Origin of the sequence: Segatella copri (genome assembly GCF_026015295.1) — a bacterium.
GTDB lineage: Bacteria > Bacteroidota > Bacteroidia > Bacteroidales > Bacteroidaceae > Prevotella > Prevotella copri_C.
Genome location: NZ_JAPDUW010000001.1, coordinates 1,016,128 through 1,031,274 on the forward strand (window position 1 = coordinate 1,016,128; position 15,147 = coordinate 1,031,274).

Here is a 15,147-nt window from a genome sequence, read left to right on the forward strand (position 1 = left end):
CGGACTTTCTTTTACATTTTAGTCATGTGGTAACCCAGCATTTTTAGCTCTACGGCTATTCCCATGAGGAACATCTGGTGAAGGGCGGCAACGAAACCACGGAAGGCTTCCTCGCTTCCAGGCTGCAGATTCAGATGAATCAGCTTGCTGTAAGAGCGCGAAGCACATTCTGCCACTACATTCGTAACAGCCTTATGCGCTTCCTCATTCAGCAGCAGAACCTTTTCGCAGATGTAATCGTCCATGTGGTCGAAATCTATTCTGTCACGAAGATATTCATAATGATTCTCTACCTTGCTGTAGAGTTCCCAATCCTCATCCCAATACTTGGCAAGCGCCATTCCTACATACATGATCCAACCCAATGAAACCGTAGGATATTTGGCAAACTCGCGAATCGCATCAGGCAGATAACTCTCGCCTACTTTCTGCCACAGCTCTTCCAAATCCGGAGCTTCCGGCAAATGAGCATCTACCTTATCAATACTCAGCAGATATTGATAAAGATCTTCCTTGAAGATCGCTTCAAAATTCTTTTTCTCTTCCATTTATCTTTTCTTTTTCTAATATTTTTTACTGAACTCTGCAAACCCTGATTCCTATCTGCACCGGATGTTTATGCATGTAAGTATAAAGCGTCATCGGTTCATCAATCACTTTCTTGTGAATGCTGCTGGCATTGAGCAGATGCAATCCGTCTTTGTGCCAGGAAGCAATACCGATGTGGGTCGTGTCGAGACCCTTCTTGTTGGTAATGATGGCGATAATGTCACCATCGTGAATAGCGTTGCGGAAAACTGCCGTGTTGGCAATCTTACCCTTCGGAACATAACGGTAACGCTTGCCGTTCACACTCTGTTCCAGCTTTCTGATTCCCGATTTCCATTCCGGATGAGCCTTAAGCATCTTATAGTTCGAAACATGTGTACTCATCCAGTTGATGTTCACGGTCTGAACGGCCGAGAAAGGAGGATTGGGTGCAATATTCTTCACGATTCCCTCGCGCTCGTTTGCATCCATCCAAATCGTGAAATAATGCTGGCGCTTCACATAGGAAATCTCTCCGTTCACATAACGCACATTTCGGAGATGTTCACAGAAAGCCAAGAAAGAAGTCTCGTTCTTCTTGGCGCACAGGGTGAGCGCCGTAACCATCTCTACGTATGTGGTGCAGTCCAGCTCACGGGTGTTCACGATGAGCACCTCTTCCTTCGTCCGGTCCAACGTGCCGCCCACATAAGGAACGCCCGCCATCTGCTTGCCAAACCAGAGCATCCAACTGGCTGGTTTCTTCTTCATCGCCCTTGCCTGCTGCAGCAGTCCTACAATCCGCAGACTGTCCTGCCGCTGATAAACCACATTCACCCTGGCTTCTCCCGGAACAGCCAGCACGCAAGCCAGCACGACAGCTGCCATTTTCGTAAATATTTTCATCTCTTCTCTTTTTATATGTTAATGATGACGTTTCCTGCCGAAGTTCACACCCACATAAATATTGAGTGAGCCAAACGAATTGTTGGTAGAAAACTGTTTTTTCTTATAGTTGTAGGAATGGATGATGGTGCTGGCGCCCGCGTACCAATGCGTGTTGTTCCACACAATACCGAAGCGGCCTATTCCATCCAGGTTCACATTCTTGAAACTGAAGTTGGTAATGTCCAGATGTTCCCTTTCATTATCCGATTTCGAGCTGTTGTAAGCCACACCTACCGAGAGCGAAGCGTTGAAGAGCCAGTTCTTGGCGAAAACCCAGTTGTAAGCATAGCCGCAGGTTACGTTCACATCGCTGTATTTCACCTTGCTGAACATCAGCGAACTGTCTATCTTGGCTTCCGGAGTTCCCCCGTTTGTCAGATTTTTGTTCAGCCGTTCATCTACAAGATTGGTCAGTTTATCCCAGTCCACCTCCAGTTCATGCTCCGTGTAACCGATTCCCAGAAGCATGGAGCCGGCACTTCTCCGCTGCACCGTACTCTGCGAATAGGCGGCAGGATAAGAGAAGCGGCGATGGTTGAAGATGTAATAAAGATTGAATCCCTTGATGCTCGATTTGAAACCATCGAAAGGAGCCTTGCGGATAGGGTCACAATCGATGTGCTCACCCAGATTCATCCGCAGAACATGATAGTCATTTCCCGTCTGTCGCCAGAACAGGTCTATTCCCAGCAGACTACTGTAGAGGCTCAGGTCAAACTCCTTTTTATTAGTGTGGTTATTCCTGAAATTAATGTGCTTCAGGTCGAACGTATAACCCAGAAACACCCATCGCCAGCCCAGATAAGGCCCCAGGCGGTAAGAAGGATCAGGCGAGAAGGAAATGCTCTGTCCTTCGCTGTTCCTGAGCGTATATTCCTCGTAGGTATTGGTGTTCTGCAGCATCACCGTATAATTGTAATGCTGGTCTTCGATATAAGCCGAATCCGTACTGTTGAATTCTCTGAAGAACCGGGTGAACACATCTCCCACCTGATGGAAGAAGGTTTTGCGATGGCGCTCTTTCACGAGGCTGTCCCGGGAATTAGACATGAACATCGTCTTGTTGAAGAGCGTTCCCAGCATGGTAGAATCCACGGGCTCCCCTGCCCTTGCCGAAGTGCAGGCAAGAGAACAGATAAATCCTACTATACAGAAACATCTCTTCATAACTTACGCTCTAATCCAGATGATGATTTTGTAAAAAATCAGTTCTTCCACAATACTCGGTCCAGCACCCAGTTCACAGCTGTAGCCGAAACACTGGTGCAGTCGCATTTTCCTATTCCCTGCAGATGCTGAATCACACTCTTGATGAGCGGCAGCTGCACATAAGGCGGATTCGGAACCGTAATCAAGTTCTTTCCTTCGCTCGTAATCACTTCTATCGGCTGGTAAGTGAACACCGAGAATGAGAGCGAACCTTTCTCGCCAATCACCTCGATGCAGTCTTCCTTCGCACTCTCATGTCCCACGAAGCACCAGCTTCCGCTGCCCGGAATTCCGCTCTCAAAGAAGAAGCACGCCGAGAGCGTATCTTCAGCCTGATAAAGATGCGCTCTGTTGGCAGGATAGCCGTGCGCACGGGTAATCACACCAAACAGATTCTGGAGCAAATCTATCTGATGAGGAGCCAGGTCGTAGAAATAGCCGCCGCCCGCAATATCCGGCTGCAGTCGCCAAGGCATTTCCTTGCCGCTCTGAAAGTCGAGATCGCGCGGAGGAACCGAGAAGCGCACCTGAACATTCACCACGTTACCGATGGTTCCGCTCTCGATAATCTCCTTTACCTTCTGGAAGTAAGGAAGATAACGGCGATAGTAAGCTACGAAGCAGGGAACACCCGTCTGCTCGCTGATGCGGTTGATGCGGATGCAGTCGTTGTAGCTCGCTGCCAGCGGTTTCTCTATGTAGCAGGGTTTGCCCGCACGCATCGCCATGATAGCGAAGGTGGCGTGAGAAGAAGGTGGCGTGGCGATGTAAACAGCATTCACATCGGGATCTTCTATCAATTCCGATGCATCCGTGTACCATTTGCGCACATGATGGCGCTCAGCATAGCTGCGTGCCTTGTTCTCGCTTCGGCTCATCACAGCCACCACCTGCGAACCCTCCACTTCGTTGAAAGCCGGTCCGCTTTTCTTTTCGGTTACTTCTCCGCAGCCGATAAATCCCCAATTAATCTGTTTCATTCTCTGTTGGTTTATTCTCTCCCGAAAGATTATTCTCCGGCGAGCGATTTGTTGATTTCGTCAATATAGTCGAGCACCTCATCACGTCCCATCTTCTTTTCACTACTGGTAATGAAATAAGGTGGAAGTGCTTCCCAGCGGTCTTCCAGCGCATGCATCCATTTCTCCGCATTCATGCGAGCCTTGACCGGACCCAACTTGTCGGCCTTGGTAAAGACGATGCAGAAAGGAACGCCGCTCTCGCCCAGCCAGTCTACAAACTCGCGGTCTATCTTCTGCTGGTCGTGGCGCACGTCGATGAGCACAAAGACATTAGCCAACTGCTGGCGCTGCAGAATATAACTGCTTATCATTTGTTCCAGCTGCTTCTGTACGGTCTTCGAACGCTTGGCGAAACCATAGCCAGGAAGGTCAACCAGATACCATTCGTTGTTGATGATGAAGTGGTTGATAAGCAGCGTCTTACCCGGTGTAGCTGAAGTCTTAGCCAAACCCTTGTGGTTGCAGAGCATATTGATGAGGCTCGATTTTCCCACATTACTTCTGCCGATGAAAGCATATTCAGCCTTCGTATCTTTCGGACACATGCTCACTCGTGGAGCCGATATTGTAAATTCTGATTTCTTAATTTCCATTCTTTCTATTTTCTTTTATAAATGTTTATTATTAACGGCCGCACATCAACTAATCATAAAGTTCAATGTTCAACGCTCAAAGTTCAAAGTCTAGAGCATTTCAGCCAGTTCCAGCCATCTCATTTCCTTCTCATCAAGTTCATCCTTGATTTCAGGCAGGCGTTTGCTTTTCTCCGTCAGTTCCTCAACCGATAGATTTCCGCTGCAGAGTTCCTCTTCCAGCTTCTTCTGTTCCTCGGTCAGCGCATCTATTTCCTGGGTCAGCTGCTCATATTCGCGCTTCTCCTTGTAGCTCATCTTGCGCTTGTTCTCAAAATTGGCGTCGCGCTTGGCCGTGCCAGCTCCGTCGCTTTCTGCCGTAGCATTTCCGTTCTTTGCCGGTTTCGCCTGTTCCGCCTCGTCCTTCGCCTGCATCCGGCTCCATTCCCTGTACTGCGTATAGTTGCCTGGGAAATCCTGTATTTCGCCTTCGCCCTTGAAAACCAGCAGATGGTCTACTACCTTGTCCATGAAATAGCGGTCGTGGCTCACCACGATGACGCAACCCGCAAAATCCTGAAGATATTCTTCCAGTACCTGCAGCGTCTGGATGTCGAGGTCGTTGGTCGGCTCGTCCAGCACCAGGAAGTTCGGATTCCTCATCAGCACCGTACAGAGGTAAAGCTTGCGCTTCTCGCCGCCGCTCAGCTTGTAAACGTAGTTGTGCTGCTCCTCGGGCGTAAAGAGGAAGAACTGCAGAAACTGCGAAGCCGTCATGTGCTTGCCGCCCAGATCTATGTAATCGGCAATCTCCGTAATCACGTCAATCACCTTCTGGTCTTCACGGAATTTCAGTCCCTCCTGCGAGAAATAGCCGAAGCGAACCGTCTCACCGATGTCAAACTTGCCGCTGTCGGGCTGAACCTCGCCCAGCAGCATCTTGATGAAGGTCGATTTTCCCGTTCCGTTATTACCCACAATGCCCATCTTCTCGAAGCGGGCAAAGTTGTAGTAGAAGTTGTCGAGAATCACCTTTTTCTGTCCCCTGTCGTCGAAAGCCTTGCTCACATACTGGCATTCAAAAATCTTCGAACCTATATAAACGGTAGAAGCCTTCAGCCTTACCTGCCGGTCTTCGATGCGCTGCTTCGCCACCTTCTCCAACTCGTAGAAAGCATCCTCGCGATATTTCGCCTTGTGTCCGCGCGCCTGAGGCTGACGGCGCATCCAGTCGAGTTCCCTGCGGTAGAGATTCTTCGAATGCTGAATTTCGGCTCTCAGATTGTCCATTCTCTCCTGCCTCTTCTCCAGATAATAGGCATAATTGCCGCGGTAGGTGTAGATGGTGCGATCGTCGAGTTCCAGAATCGTATTGCACACCTTGTCCAGGAAGAATCGGTCGTGCGTAACCATGAAGATGGTCTTGTTGCCGCGGTTCAGATAACCTTCCAGCCACTCTATCATCTCCAGGTCCAGGTGGTTGGTCGGCTCGTCCAGCATCAGGAAGTCGGGTTCCGTAATCAGCACATTCGCCAGCGCCACTCGCTTCTGCTGTCCGCCGCTGAGCTGTCCCATCGGCTGTTCCAGGTTGGTAATGTGCAGCTGTGTGAGAATCTGTTTCGCCTTCAGCACCTTCTCCGGATCATCCTCATGATTGAAGCACGCCTGCAGCACACTTTCCTCCGGATCAAACTGCGGCGACTGCTCCAGATAGCCCACCTTCAAGTCGCGTCGGTAGATGATGTCTCCGCTCTCGTGTCCCTCTTTATCCATCAGCACCGACATGAGTGTAGACTTTCCCGTGCCGTTTCTCGCCACGAGTCCCACTTTCTGTCCTTCAGCGATAGAGAAGGAAATATTATCAAAAAGAACCTGTGCACCAAAGCGTTTGGTGAGGTTTTGAACGTCTAAATAGGGTATTTGACTAGCCATTTTTATTTTTTTTGTGCAAAGATAGGCAAAATATTTGGCAGAAACAAATTTTTTAATTATCTTTGCACACGAATTTATCAATCAATACCGTGTTTCCATTCAGAAACGCGACATTTCAGAAAGAAAATCATTAATATACAATATATAATATATGTATAGCAAAGAAGAATTACAAGCAAAGAGTGTCGTTCAGTTGAAGGACATTGCCAAGGAACTTGGAGCCAAGGTAAAGAAGAGCGATAACAAGGGAACTATCGTCTACGCCATTCTCGACGCCCAGGCAGAACAGCCAGCTCCTGAAGCAGCCCCTAAGCGCAAGCGCACCCGCATTGCAACCAAGAAAGAAGACCGTGTTTATTCCGTACACGGCAATGAAGGAGAGAATTTCGACGTGCAGAAGAACCAGGTATTGGGTCCTAACGGCGGCGAGACTGCTCCTCAGGCTATGAGCGAAACTGCCCCAGCCCCAGCGGTTGAGGAAGAAATCCGGTTCAGCCCGGCAGAGCAGAGTTTACAATCATCTGCCCAGAAGCAGACTCTAAACCAATCAGGCGAAGACATCGAGGCTCAGGTACTTGCCAACTTCCCGAAACACCGCGGCAGAAGAAGCAAGGCTGAACTCGAAGCTATTGCAGAAGCCAGAGCAGCTGCCATCAGAAAGCATCAGGCGGTAAAAGCCGAGCTAGAAGCGCAGATGGCGAAAGATGCACAGGAGACGGCTAACCAGCAGGCTGCTACTGAGGCAGAACAGCCGGAAGAGGCAACAGCCGATAACCAGCAGACTGCTCCTGAGCAGGCAGCACCTGAGCAAGCTGCCGTTCCTGAAGAGCAGTTCTCTGCCGGAAACGCTGAGAGCGCTAACATCAGCGGCGATTTGCAGGCGATGCTCCAGGCTAAGATGAATGCACAGAACGCAGCAGCAGCTCCAGCTCCGGCAGCAGCTCCGGCTCCAGCTGAGGAGGCAAAGGAAGAAGCTACTGAAAAAACTGCAACCGATAAGAAACAGGAGTCAGCTCCTATCCACTATACTGAAGGTATGAAGGTAGAACTCGATGCAGACGGAACCTGGAAGGGTGATCCGGGCGATGGAACCGATTTCATCCCGGTAGTCGACATTCCTATCGAAGACCAGGCTGCCATTCCTACTGTCGACATCTTCGACCGTCCTACCACTCCGCAGACTTCTCACCAGCACACACCTGCTGCTGCCCCTGCAGCCAAGAACAAGCAGGAAGCACCAGCCTACGATTTCAGCAATCTCGTGAAATCCAACGGTGTGCTCGAAGTGATTTCAGAGGGCTACGGATTCCTGCGCAGCAGCGATTACAATTACCTTTCTTCACCGGACGATGTTTATGTAGCATCCAGCTTCGTCAAGAAGTTCGGTCTGAAGACTGGCGATGTCATCGAGTGCAAGGTGCGTCCGCCTCACGAGGGCGAGAAATACTTCCCGCTCACCAGCATCATCAAGATCAATGGCCGTGACCCGTCAGAGGTTCGTGACCGTGTTCCTTTCGAGCACCTCACCCCACTCTTCCCTGATGAGAAGTTCAATCTCTGTGGCGACCGCCGCACCACCAATCTCAGCACCCGCATCGTAGACCTCTTCTCGCCAATCGGTAAGGGTCAGCGTGCGCTCATCGTGGCTCAGCCTAAGACCGGTAAGACCATCCTCATGAAGGATATTGCCAACGCCATCGCAGCCAACCATCCTGAGGCTTACCTCATGATGCTGCTCATCGACGAGCGTCCTGAGGAGGTTACCGACATGGCACGCACCGTGAATGCAGAGGTTATCGCCTCTACCTTCGACGAGCCAGCAGAGCGCCATGTCAAGATTGCCGGAATCGTGCTCGAGAAGGCTAAGAGAATGGTAGAATGCGGACACGATGTTGTCATCTTCCTCGATTCCATCACCCGTCTCGCCCGTGCCTACAACACCACAGCTCCTGCATCTGGTAAGGTGCTTACCGGTGGTGTAGATGCAAACGCCCTCCAGAAGCCTAAGCGTTTCTTCGGTGCTGCGCGTAACATCGAAGGCGGCGGTTCGCTCACCATCATCGCTACTGCCCTCATCGATACAGGTAGTAAGATGGATGAAGTCATCTTCGAGGAGTTCAAGGGAACAGGTAACATGGAGTTGCAGCTCGACCGCTCACTCAGCAACAAGCGCATCTTCCCTGCTGTCAACCTCATTTCTTCGTCTACCCGTCGCGACGATCTGCTGCAGGACAAGACAACGCTTGACCGCATGTGGATTCTGCGCAAGTATCTGTCAGATATGAACGCTATCGAGGCGATGAGCACCATCCACAAGAACATGCAGCATACTCGCAACAACGACGAGTTCCTGCTCTCTATGAATTCATAACCCCTCATCCGGGTTTAACCATACTAGAATATCCGGCAAAAGGCTCCGTTCATCGGCAGTCTTTACTAGATATAAATGAAGAGAGATTTGAAAGAGAAGGGCAAGTTCCATTTCCGGGATTTGCCCTTCGTGCTTTTTTACTGTTTAAAATCATTAAAAAAATATTCCATTTCATTTTTTATTCGTATCTTTGCTTACCTAAACACAGAGGGTCGCAAAGCCCCAATATAAATAATGTATAACTTAAAATCAAAAGAACCATGAGCAAATATTTTGCAGAATCAGAATTGATTATCAATGAAGACGGAAGCTGCTTCCACCTTCATCTTCGCCCGGAACAAGTGGCTGATAAAGTAATCCTCGTTGGCGACCCAGGTCGCGTAGCCCTCGTAGCCTCCCATTTCGATGAGAAGGAATGCGAAGTTTCAAGTCGGGAATTCCACGCCATCACCGGCACATATAAAGGCAAGCGAATCACCGTGCAGAGCACCGGAATAGGATGCGATAATATCGATATCGTAGTCAACGAGCTCGATGCGCTGAAGAACATCGATTTCAAAACCCGCACCGAGAAACCCGAGCACACCACGCTCACCCTCGTGCGCATCGGAACCTGCGGCGGCCTGCAGCTCAACTGCCCTGCCGGAACCTTCGTAGCCTCGCAGAAGAGCATCGGTTTCGACGGACTCATCAACTTCTATGCCCGTCGCAACGAAATCTGCGACCTCGAAACAGAGGCAGAATTCAAGCGCCAGGTAAAATGGAACGACCAGATTGGCAACCCATACTGTGTAGACAACAATCCGGAACTGCTCAACCAGATAGCCGGCGATGATATGGTACGCGGAATCACCATAGCCTGTGGCGGTTTCTACGGACCTCAGGGCCGCGAACTCCGTGCCCCACTTGCCGACCCGGAACTTAATCAGAAGATTGAAGCTTTCGAGTATAACGGTCTGCGCGTCAACAACTTCGAGATGGAGAGTTCAGCCCTTGCCGGTCTTTCCCTTCTCCTCGGGCATAAGGCATTAACCTGCTGCATGGTCATCGCCAACCGCCGTGCCCTCAGCGCCAACACCGGCTACAAGAGCACCATCGACAAATTGATAAAAGTTGTATTAGATAGAATCTAGCTCCATTGCAGCAATACGCCCTGAAAGGGCAGAAGCTCCTAGCCCAGGGCAACACCCTGGGTTAAAACAGCAAACAACCCTGTCGCCCTGAAAGGGCAAAAGCTTTAAAATACGAATCAATAAATGAAGAATCAAGAAGAATGTATCTGCGCCCTGGCAACCCCAGCCGGCGGTGCCATCGGAATCATCCGACTCAGTGGCTCTAACGCCATTACCATCACCGACAAAATCTTCCAGTCTGCCAACGGCAAATCCCTGGAAGAAGCCAAGCCCTACACGCTGCATTATGGCGAAATCAAGGATAAGGATGGCAACACCATCGATGATGTACTGGTGAGCGTGTTCCGTGCACCCCACAGTTATACAGGCGAGAACTCCACCGAGATTTCCTGTCATGGCAGCCGATACATTCTTCAGCAGGTTCTCCATCGCTTTACGGAGGTAGGATGTCGCCAGGCAGAACCGGGCGAATACACCCGTCGTGCCTATCTCAACGGAAAGATGGACCTCTCTCAGGCAGAAGCCGTAGCTGATCTCATCGCCTCTACCAACAAGGCAACCCACAAGATGGCGCTCAGCCAACTGAAAGGTCATTTCAGCAACGAGCTCTCCCTCCTTCGCGAAAAATTATTAAAGATGACTTCGCTCCTGGAGTTGGAGCTCGACTTCAGCGACCACGAAGAACTGGAGTTTGCCGACCGCAGCGAACTCCAGGCACTAGCCGAAGAAATCAATCACAAGATTACCACCCTCGCCCACTCCTTCGAAACCGGCAATGCCCTAAAGCAGGGAGTAGCCGTAGCCATCGTAGGCAAGACGAATGTGGGCAAGAGCACCCTGCTCAACCGTCTGCTCCACGAGGAGAAGGCAATCGTGAGCGACATTCACGGAACCACCCGAGACGTAATCGAAGACACCACCCTCATCGACGGAATCACCTTCCGCTTTATTGACACAGCCGGAATCCGCAAGACGGATGATGTGGTAGAAAACATCGGAATAGAGCGCACTTTCCAGAAGATGGAAGAGGCGAAGATAGTAATCTGGCTATTGGATGAGCAGCCGTCAGCCTCAGAAATCAAGGAGATGAAGCTGAAGAACCAGGGCAAGAAGCTGCTGGTAGTATTTAATAAGATGGATAAACTTGAGAATGATAAACTTGCGTTCGATAAGTTCACCCATTCCTGCGGCTCAGATTCCAGCGAACCAGAAGCCCCACTCTTCATCAGTGCCCGCACAGGCGAGAACGTTTCATCCCTGGAGCAGGCATTAGTAAGAGCCGCTGATATTCCAGAGATTACCGAGAACGACGTCATCATAACGAGTGCCCGCCACTACGAGGCCCTACTCCGTGCCCATGATTCCCTCTCCCGAGTATTGGAGTCGATGGAAATGGGCATGAGCGGCGACATCATCGCCGAAGACCTGAAAATGGTATTGGAAGAATTGGGTGAAATCACTGGCGGACAGATCAGTAGCCAGGAAACGCTAAATAATATCTTCAAGCACTTTTGCATCGGAAAGTAAGTCGTGATAAACAACGATTAATATCGACAACAAATGATAGTTAAGGTGCTCAAAATGAGCACCTTTCTTTTTAGCCTTACTATTTGGTTATAATCAATGGTAAGGCTTTTTTAGCACCTTTTTGTACCGCTCTTGTACCTCCACTTTTCAAAAGTAATAATTTGAGACTCCATTTTTGGCAAATGAGTGCAAGATTGCCGAGAGTTTTGGACAATGATGGACGATGATATAAGACTATTGAAAATAAACGGAGTAATGACAGACGACTTTTTCTACAATAAATTAAGTAAAAAAGTATAAAAAGCGTACAAATGACAGCAAGCAAAGAAAGAATTCTAAAAATTTGCGAGTATTGTGGGAAGAGCTTCTATGCATCAAAATCCACAACTCGTTATTGCTCCAAGCAATGCAACAGTTATGCCTATAAGGCAGCAAGACGTGAGGAGAAAGTAAAGATGGCTGAGACAATGAGCCACCGAAAAGCTTCCGAGAAATCCATGTCTGAAATCCTCGTTAAAGAATACCTCACTATTCAAGAGGTCGCTATACTTTTGGGACTAAGCAGACAGACCATATATAATATGGTGTATAGTGGTAAGTTGCGAGCATCCAAGATTACTTCTCGTTTATCTTTAATCAGAAAGCGAGATATAGATTATCTTGTTGATAGTTTGCCATACACCACAAAAAAAAGTGCTTCAAAAGAAGCAGTTCATGCAAACCGAGAGCTACCTGTTCCAGAATATTACTCTGCCAAGGAAATTGCAGAAGTCCACAACACTTATGAGACCGCCATCTATGAGATAGTCAAGAAAGTCAAGATTTCAAGAATATCCATACAAGGAAGAGTATATTGGAACAAGAAAGAGGTGGATGATTATTTTGCACACCTGTCTCCAGATCCAACCATCAGTGAATGGATGACTGTTATGGACATTCAACAGAAATATTGTATGACGAAAACAGCCGTATATAGTTTCGTTAGTCACAATGCTATTCCAAGAAAAATGGAAGGTAACAATGTCCTGTATTCCAAACGTCATGTACAAATGGCAAAAGGTGAATCCGTAGAAGACCAGCTTTATTATACAATACCGGAGGCCATGAAGTTGTATGGTTTAAGTCAGGACCAGATTTATAAGCGTATCAAGAAATACGCTATTGAAAAGGTGAAGATTGGCAAGTATATCAAGATTTCCAAGCGAGATTTAGAGAAAGCTATCGGCAAGCCTAAGGTTATTTAGCGGTTATCAAAAGGTTAAGTTGTACCCCATTACATAACTCTATTATTTTGCAATCGATTTCAAAGATCTCTTAATACGGGATCATATATGAAACATAAGTATCACATTATAAAAAGTAAACATCATGGTAAATACATGTACAAGAGTTTCTCTTCGCCAAAGAGCGATTAAAAACGACCGTATTTCTCTTTATTTGGATTTCTATCCACCAGTACGCAACCCTGAGACTATGCAAATGAGTCGCAGGGAATATTTAGGTATCTATATCTATGCTCATCCAAAGAATGAGATGGAACGTGAGTTTAATACAGATATGCTCAACAAAGCAGAGGCCATCCGTTGTATCAGAACCCAATCACTCATCAATGAAGAATTTGGTTTTTTGGACAAAACACGACAGAAAGCTGATTTTTTGGCATACTTTGAGAAGATGACACATAAGAAAGATGACAAGTGGACATGTGTCTACAAGCATTTCTTCAAATTTGTTCAAGGTCATTGTACATTTGGGGATGTGACAGTGGAACTTTGCAAAAAGTTCAGAGAGTATCTTCTGAATGCAAATCAGTTGAATCGAACAAAACAAAAGGTATCTCTCAACTCTGCAGCAGGTTACTACTCTACTTTCCGTGGTCTCTTAAAAATCGCCTATCGTGACAAGTGGCTGCGTGAGAACATCAATGACTATCTGGACAAGATTGAGCCACAAGATGTAAAGAAGGAGTTTCTTACCCTCGATGAAGTAAAGCAGTTGGCAGCTACTCCTTGCGATATACCTGTACTGAAGTCTGCCTCCCTCTTTGCTTGCCTCACAGGATTGCGAATCAGCGACATCTTAAAATTGCGTTGGGAAGACTTCGAGATAGCTCCCGACCAAGGCTATTGCTTGCGTATTCGTACCCAGAAAACTCAGACCGAGGCAACCTTACCTATCAGCAACGAGGCATACGAACTATGTGGTGAACCAAGCACGGGTATCGTGTTCAAGGGATTGAAGCGCAGCATGATTAACCATCCCCTTAAAGCATGGTTGAAGAAGGCAGGAATCACCAAGCCATTTTCATTCCATTGCTTCCGGCACTCGTATGCAACAATCCAAATCGCCTTAGGCACAGATATTTACACGGTTTCGAAGATGCTCACCCATAAGAATGTAAGCACAACACAGATATATGCCGACCTCGTGAACGCAAAGAAAAGAGAGACAGCAAATAAGATTTCTCTTAAATAAATCCATTGCATTCATTTCATGGTGCCCGATATTGAAAAAATGTTCAATATCGGGCTTTTTAGTTAAAGGCTCCTAAAAGTTTTACGTGAGTCACGCGTGACTCACGTGTCTGTTTCTGCAGTTTTTCCTATTTTTGCACCACAAATGATTAATAATACGCAATATGAAACAGTTTAAAAAAGAATTTTTGACACAGCATTTATTGGTTTTGTGTGCAATGTCTATCATTGGTGCACTTGTTCGCAACGAAGCTATGCAATATGGTGTAGACACCTTTAGCTGCAACTTGACGTTCGTTATCTCAACCACCGTACTGATGGTTGTTTATCTCCATGCATTAGATAGTATCGTACGATTGCTTGCCCCATGGTTTAAGCATATCTTTTGTAATACAGTAAACAATACAGAAAGAAAGCGTCTGTCTTCTATTGTCATCAATGAAACAAATACATATGATGAGGGAGAAAAGCTAAATCTGGAAGATGTAACTTTCGTCTATGCAGACGAAGCCTCTTCTTGTATTACAAGCTATGAACAGTTGAGACAGGAAGCATTGGAAGACAAAGCCAAAAAGGAAAAGGTCTTGTTAAACTCAGCTATCGATTATACCAGAAGAACTTTTGCTGCCTACATGAAAGAGGAGCATTTGAACCAACTTTGTGACAACATCGCTATTTTCCAATGTTGTGCCTCTACACACATGAGACATCATTCATTGATTGTTGATAAGGCTATTCGTACTATAGACTTAATGCATTATGCTTGGAATATAGGAAACCTTTTCAAGAAGAAAGGCATTGATACAGCAACCTTTATAAAACAAGTTTTTGCTGATGCGCTGGTTGATGTGGAAATATCCACTATTATAAGGAAGTTAAGAATGGAAGGTACCTGCATCATAGAATTACTACCAAGCTTAGATGTTCAAGGCGGAATCAAGACACATTATTGTTACTGATAAGCATTGAGCGGTTTTTCAGAGGTTATATCTCAGTGATATTTATCTCCATTACATAACTCATTTACTTTGTACCCGAATAATAAAAATGAACAGATATGATAAATGAAAGTATCACCTTTGATAAGTTACCACAAGCGGTATCTTATTTAACAGAACAAGTTATCGAGTTGAAGCAAATGGTATCAGCACTTCAACCTATATCATCAGCAAATAACCATATATTGGTTGAGATTGATGAGGCTGCTATTATTATTATGAAGTCGAAGCCAACCATTTATCGATTGGTTAACCAAGGCATTCTGCCATCCTATAAAAAAGGTAAGAAGCTATATTTCTATAAGGATGAGCTGCTTGCATGGATTGAGAATGGTCGAAAAGCTACCAAGGAGCAGAACCATTCTGAAATGCTAAAAGCCATGCAAGGAGGAATGAAGCGCAAACCCAAGTCAATGTATAATTTTTAACTCTA

Annotated in this window: 13 protein-coding genes; 7 read left to right on the forward strand and 6 right to left on the reverse strand. The window is 47.1% G+C overall.

From position 1 onward, the window contains the following. Positions 1–11: 11 nt before the first annotated feature. The 6 genes from ONT18_RS04175 to ONT18_RS04200 form a co-directional block, all read right to left on the reverse strand. Entirely contained in the window at positions 12–548 is a 537-nt protein-coding gene (locus tag ONT18_RS04175) for a hypothetical protein (protein WP_022120659.1), read from the reverse strand. A 25-nt stretch (positions 549–573) separates the two neighbouring features. Next, positions 574–1,434 (reverse strand): DUF1460 domain-containing protein, encoded by an 861-nt coding sequence (locus ONT18_RS04180; protein ID WP_264904243.1) that lies wholly within the window; start codon positions 1,432–1,434, stop codon positions 574–576. Positions 1,435–1,452: 18 nt separating this feature from the next. Next, positions 1,453–2,526 carry a DUF4421 domain-containing protein gene (locus ONT18_RS04185; protein ID WP_264906789.1) on the reverse strand — a complete coding sequence of 358 codons (1,074 nt, stop codon included), beginning with the start codon at positions 2,524–2,526 and terminating at the stop codon, positions 1,453–1,455. 155 nt (positions 2,527–2,681) lie between these two features. Next, positions 2,682–3,665 (reverse strand): Gfo/Idh/MocA family protein, encoded by a 984-nt coding sequence (locus ONT18_RS04190; RefSeq protein ID WP_022120662.1) that lies wholly within the window; start codon positions 3,663–3,665, stop codon positions 2,682–2,684. Positions 3,666–3,694: 29 nt separating this feature from the next. Further along, complete coding sequence (yihA, locus tag ONT18_RS04195) at positions 3,695–4,300, reverse strand: ribosome biogenesis GTP-binding protein YihA/YsxC (RefSeq protein ID WP_022120663.1); 606 nt, start codon at positions 4,298–4,300, stop codon at positions 3,695–3,697. Positions 4,301–4,390: 90 nt separating this feature from the next. After that, entirely contained in the window at positions 4,391–6,211 is a 1,821-nt protein-coding gene (locus tag ONT18_RS04200) for an ABC-F family ATP-binding cassette domain-containing protein (protein ID WP_264904244.1), read from the reverse strand. A gap of 151 nt (positions 6,212–6,362) precedes the next feature. Between ONT18_RS04200 and rho the strand changes: the two genes are divergently transcribed. From rho to ONT18_RS04235, 7 genes are all read left to right on the forward strand, one after another. Next, a complete protein-coding gene (gene rho, locus ONT18_RS04205; RefSeq protein ID WP_264904245.1) occupies positions 6,363–8,582 on the forward strand; it encodes a transcription termination factor Rho in 2,220 nt (739 codons plus the stop codon). Between the two features lie 260 nt (positions 8,583–8,842). Continuing rightward, positions 8,843–9,715, forward strand: coding sequence for a nucleoside phosphorylase (locus ONT18_RS04210; RefSeq protein WP_264904247.1), 873 nt, complete (start codon positions 8,843–8,845; stop codon positions 9,713–9,715). Between the two features lie 123 nt (positions 9,716–9,838). After that, on the forward strand, positions 9,839–11,242 hold the full coding sequence (mnmE, locus tag ONT18_RS04215) for a tRNA uridine-5-carboxymethylaminomethyl(34) synthesis GTPase MnmE (RefSeq protein ID WP_264904249.1): 1,404 nt from the start codon (positions 9,839–9,841) through the stop codon (positions 11,240–11,242). A 311-nt stretch (positions 11,243–11,553) separates the two neighbouring features. Beyond that, entirely contained in the window at positions 11,554–12,486 is a 933-nt protein-coding gene (locus ONT18_RS04220; protein WP_153082826.1) for a helix-turn-helix domain-containing protein, read from the forward strand. Between the two features lie 124 nt (positions 12,487–12,610). Next, positions 12,611–13,717: a site-specific integrase gene (locus ONT18_RS04225; protein ID WP_089542642.1), complete on the forward strand. Its 1,107-nt coding sequence runs from the start codon at positions 12,611–12,613 to the stop codon at positions 13,715–13,717. A gap of 163 nt (positions 13,718–13,880) precedes the next feature. Next, a complete protein-coding gene (locus tag ONT18_RS04230) occupies positions 13,881–14,675 on the forward strand; it encodes a hypothetical protein (protein WP_264904254.1) in 795 nt (264 codons plus the stop codon). 98 nt (positions 14,676–14,773) lie between these two features. Further along, entirely contained in the window at positions 14,774–15,142 is a 369-nt protein-coding gene (locus ONT18_RS04235) for a helix-turn-helix domain-containing protein (RefSeq protein WP_153139956.1), read from the forward strand. Positions 15,143–15,147: the final 5 nt, after the last annotated feature.

Bases quoted from the DNA above. Each gene is read 5' to 3' on its own strand.
- yihA (WP_022120663.1), bottom strand. From the start codon at position 4,300: ATGGAAATTAAGAAATCAGAATTTACAATATCGGCTCCACGAGTGAGC.
- ONT18_RS04235 (WP_153139956.1), top strand. From the start codon at position 14,774: ATGATAAATGAAAGTATCACCTTTGATAAGTTACCACAAGCGGTATCT.
- ONT18_RS04225 (WP_089542642.1), top strand. From the start codon at position 12,611: ATGGTAAATACATGTACAAGAGTTTCTCTTCGCCAAAGAGCGATTAAA.
- ONT18_RS04220 (WP_153082826.1), top strand. From the start codon at position 11,554: ATGACAGCAAGCAAAGAAAGAATTCTAAAAATTTGCGAGTATTGTGGG.
- mnmE (WP_264904249.1), top strand. From the start codon at position 9,839: ATGAAGAATCAAGAAGAATGTATCTGCGCCCTGGCAACCCCAGCCGGC.
- ONT18_RS04190 (WP_022120662.1), bottom strand. From the start codon at position 3,665: ATGAAACAGATTAATTGGGGATTTATCGGCTGCGGAGAAGTAACCGAA.
- ONT18_RS04210 (WP_264904247.1), top strand. From the start codon at position 8,843: ATGAGCAAATATTTTGCAGAATCAGAATTGATTATCAATGAAGACGGA.
- ONT18_RS04175 (WP_022120659.1), bottom strand. From the start codon at position 548: ATGGAAGAGAAAAAGAATTTTGAAGCGATCTTCAAGGAAGATCTTTAT.
- rho (WP_264904245.1), top strand. From the start codon at position 6,363: ATGTATAGCAAAGAAGAATTACAAGCAAAGAGTGTCGTTCAGTTGAAG.
- ONT18_RS04200 (WP_264904244.1), bottom strand. From the start codon at position 6,211: ATGGCTAGTCAAATACCCTATTTAGACGTTCAAAACCTCACCAAACGC.
- ONT18_RS04185 (WP_264906789.1), bottom strand. From the start codon at position 2,526: ATGTCTAATTCCCGGGACAGCCTCGTGAAAGAGCGCCATCGCAAAACC.
- ONT18_RS04230 (WP_264904254.1), top strand. From the start codon at position 13,881: ATGAAACAGTTTAAAAAAGAATTTTTGACACAGCATTTATTGGTTTTG.
- ONT18_RS04180 (WP_264904243.1), bottom strand. From the start codon at position 1,434: ATGAAAATATTTACGAAAATGGCAGCTGTCGTGCTGGCTTGCGTGCTG.